At 44.6% G+C, this 3,215-nt stretch carries 5 protein-coding genes and 1 pseudogene; all 6 read left to right on the forward strand.

From position 1 onward, the window contains the following. Window positions 1–511: ABC transporter ATP-binding protein (locus ABYB02_RS16030; RefSeq protein ID WP_372763385.1), on the forward strand; the 511-nt coding region annotated here is incomplete at its 5' end. Next, on the forward strand, window positions 508–1,488 hold the full coding sequence (lpxK, locus tag ABYB02_RS16035) for a tetraacyldisaccharide 4'-kinase (protein WP_372763386.1): 981 nt from the start codon (window positions 508–510) through the stop codon (window positions 1,486–1,488). The genes ABYB02_RS16030 and lpxK, both read left to right, overlap by 4 nt. Then, window positions 1,478–1,675: a Trm112 family protein gene (locus ABYB02_RS16040; RefSeq protein ID WP_372763387.1), complete on the forward strand. Its 198-nt coding sequence runs from the start codon at window positions 1,478–1,480 to the stop codon at window positions 1,673–1,675. Before lpxK ends, ABYB02_RS16040 begins: the two co-directional genes overlap by 11 nt. Further along, window positions 1,663–2,424 (forward strand): 3-deoxy-manno-octulosonate cytidylyltransferase, encoded by a 762-nt coding sequence (gene kdsB / locus ABYB02_RS16045; protein WP_372763388.1) that lies wholly within the window; start codon window positions 1,663–1,665, stop codon window positions 2,422–2,424. The genes ABYB02_RS16040 and kdsB overlap by 13 nt, the downstream gene beginning before the upstream one ends. After that, window positions 2,421–3,101 (forward strand): TIGR01621 family pseudouridine synthase, encoded by a 681-nt coding sequence (locus ABYB02_RS16050; protein ID WP_372763389.1) that lies wholly within the window; start codon window positions 2,421–2,423, stop codon window positions 3,099–3,101. Before kdsB ends, ABYB02_RS16050 begins: the two co-directional genes overlap by 4 nt. Next, a pseudogene (locus ABYB02_RS16055) lies at window positions 3,102–3,215 on the forward strand (tRNA cyclic N6-threonylcarbamoyladenosine(37) synthase TcdA); the annotation flags it as partial. It abuts the gene before it with no gap.

The raw sequence follows: 3,215 nt of genomic DNA on the forward strand, positions 1-3,215 counted from the left end.
ACGGCGCCAATTCGCCTTGGTTTCGCAACAGGTGGTGCTGTTTAACGATTCGATTGCGAATAATATATGTTATGGCTTGCAGCGTGACATTTCTTCGCAAGAACTGCTCGAGGTCGCGAAACAAGCGCATGTGTGGGAGTTTGTTAAAGATTTACCGGAACAGTTAAATACCATGGTGGGTGAAAACGGGGTGATGCTCTCAGGAGGGCAACGTCAGCGTATCGCTATTGCGCGCGCAATCTTAAAAGATGCTCCGATTTTAATTTTAGATGAAGCAACGTCTGCGCTCGATACAGAGTCAGAAAAATTGATTCAACAGGCGCTGGAAACACTGATGAAAGACAAAACGTCAATTGTTATTGCGCACCGTTTATCTACTATTGAAAACAGTGACCGCATTTATGTGATAGACAATGGCCGAGTGATTGAAAGCGGCACCCATAGCACACTATTAGCCAATGATGGCACCTATGCCGCGTTATGCAAAATGCAGTTTGGTGAGCAAGGGTGAGTAAAATAGAGCAGAGCTGGTATCGGCCGGTTAGCTTAATTACGCTGTTGTTATTACCGCTATCAGGGGTGTTTTGGTTAATTTCGACATTGCGTAAACAGCTTTATAAAAGCGGTGTGTTGCAGCAATTTAACTGTAATATACCGATTATTGTGGTGGGTAACATCAGTGTTGGCGGCAATGGTAAAACACCGTTTGTGCTATGGCTGTATAACTATTTAACCGAGCAAGGGCTGTCGGTGGGTATTATTAGTCGCGGTTATGGGGGAAAATCTGCCCACTATCCATTGTTAGTTAATCAGCATAGTTGCTCAGCTGAAGCGGGGGATGAGCCTATTTTGCTGTATCATAGGCTAAAGTGCCCGCTTGCTGTGGGCCCAAATCGACAGCACAATATCGCGTTACTGGAAAAACAGTTTCAGCTTGACGTTATTATCTCTGATGATGGTATGCAACATTATAAAATGCCACGCAGCATAGAATGTTGTATTGTTGACAGCGTACGCCGTTTTGGTAATGGCTTATTAATGCCGGCCGGACCGCTGCGCGAAACGAAACAGCGCTTAAACAGTGTCGATATTGTGATCGAAAATGGCGGCGATGCGCCGTGTAATTATCAACTACAGGCTGGAAAGCTGAAAACAGTTGCGACTAATTTACCCGCGGCTCAGCCGGTGTTAGCAGGGCATGCTGTGAGTGCGATTGGTAATCCACAGCGCTTTGAACAATCGCTACAAGCGCAAGGGATCACAGTGTTATCGACTCACCATTATCGTGACCATTATGCTTATAGTGCCGACGATTTTACCCAGTTTGCGCAACAGCCGGTGTTGATGACAGAAAAAGACGCGGTTAAATGTCGCCGTTTTGCACAGCCTAACTGGTATTATTTACCCGTTGATGCAAAACCTTCAGCGGCTGTGATCAATCAATTAAATTTATTATTAACACAAAAAGGGATCCTCAATGGCCTTTGATACAAAATTACTCGAAATTATTGCCTGTCCTGTGTGTAAGGGGAAATTGCGCTTTGATAAAGAAAATAGTGAACTGATCAGCACCGCCGCTAAGTTAGCGTACCCGGTGATTGATGATATTCCGGTATTATTAGAAAATGAAGCGCGCGAATTATCACTTGAAGAGGTTGAAAAGTGGAATTCGTAGTTGTTATTCCGGCGCGTTACGCGTCGAGTCGTTTGCCGGGTAAACCATTAGCCGATATTTGTGGTAAGCCGATGATTCAACATGTGTATGAAAAAGCATGTTTATCGGGGGCCTATAAAGTGGTTATTGCCACCGATCATCAAAAAGTATTTGATACGGTAAGCAGCTTCACCAGCAATGTACTAATGACCCGTGAAGATCACCAATCTGGCACTGAACGTTTAGCCGAAGTGGTGGAGTTACTTAATTTAGATGACGATACTATCGTGGTGAACGTACAAGGCGATGAGCCGTTATTGGCGCCAGAAAACGTCTCACAAGTAGCTACATTGCTAAATGAGTCAACCGCGCCAATGGCAACATTAAGCGTGGCGATTGAAGCGCGTGATGAGGTGTTTAATCCCAATGCGGTTAAAGTGGTTAGTGATATTAATAAAAATGCTTTGTATTTTTCTCGCGCCAGTATCCCGTTCGACCGCAATGCGATGATGGGGCAGACGAGCCCACTTAATTTAACCCCTTTTCAGCGTCATGTCGGTATTTACGCTTATCGAGCAGGCTTTATTAAACAGTATATTGAGCTGAGTGTATCGCCGCTAGAGCTGATTGAGTCCCTTGAGCAATTACGAGTGTTATATCATGGCTATCATATCAAGATTGAGCAAGCGCAGATTGCTCCTCACGCGGGTGTTGACACTCCAGAAGATTTAGCCAAAGTGATTGCGCATATAGAAAACCAGCGCACGTGAGCCAAGCAACAACCAGCAATATAAATGTTGTTTATTGTCATAACGACTTTTATATATTAGAAAAACCCGCCGGTGTTAACTTTCACTCCGAAGACGGCCCAGGCTTTGTGGTGCTTGCAGAACAACAGTTTGCTGAAAAGTTATATGCAGTGCATCGCTTAGATAAAGTGACCTCGGGGGTAATTATACTGGCACGTAATAAGGCTGCCGCTGCACGCTTTACGCGATTATTTACCGAGCGGCGCATTAATAAATATTATTTAGCTGTCAGTGACGCTAAAGCCAAGAAAAAGCAAGGCTGGGTGAAAGGCGATATGGCTAAATCGCGCCGTGGTACCTATAAATTATTGCCCACGATGAATGATCCGGCCATCAGTCGCTTTTATTCTTTTAGCTATAAGCCGGGTTTTCGAGGCTATATTTTAAAGCCTTTTTCGGGTAAAACGCACCAATTACGGGTGGCGTTAAAAAGCATAGGTGCGCCTATTTTAGGTGATAGCGCTTATGCGGGATCGCCCAGTGAACGCACCTACCTGCATGCCTTTGCGGTTGATTTTTTATGGCATGAACAGCCAATGCAATTTACGCTGTTACCCAATAATGGCAGCGAATTTGCGCAATTAATAGCCGATGATGATTTTCAAGCCTGGCAAACGCCATGGCAACTGGATTGGTAAATGACTGAAAAAGTAACAGACATCCGCTTTGGCGGGATCAAACGTTTATATGGCCAGCAACAATTTGACTGGTTACAACAGGCGCATTTTTGCGTAATTGGCATTGGCGGTGTA

The organism is Pseudoalteromonas sp., from assembly GCF_041613455.1.
GTDB lineage: Bacteria > Pseudomonadota > Gammaproteobacteria > Enterobacterales > Alteromonadaceae > Pseudoalteromonas.

Coding starts and splice junctions, on each gene's coding strand:
- ABYB02_RS16040 (WP_372763387.1), top strand. CDS start 1,478: ATGGCCTTTGATACAAAATTACTCGAAATTATTGCCTGTCCTGTGTGT.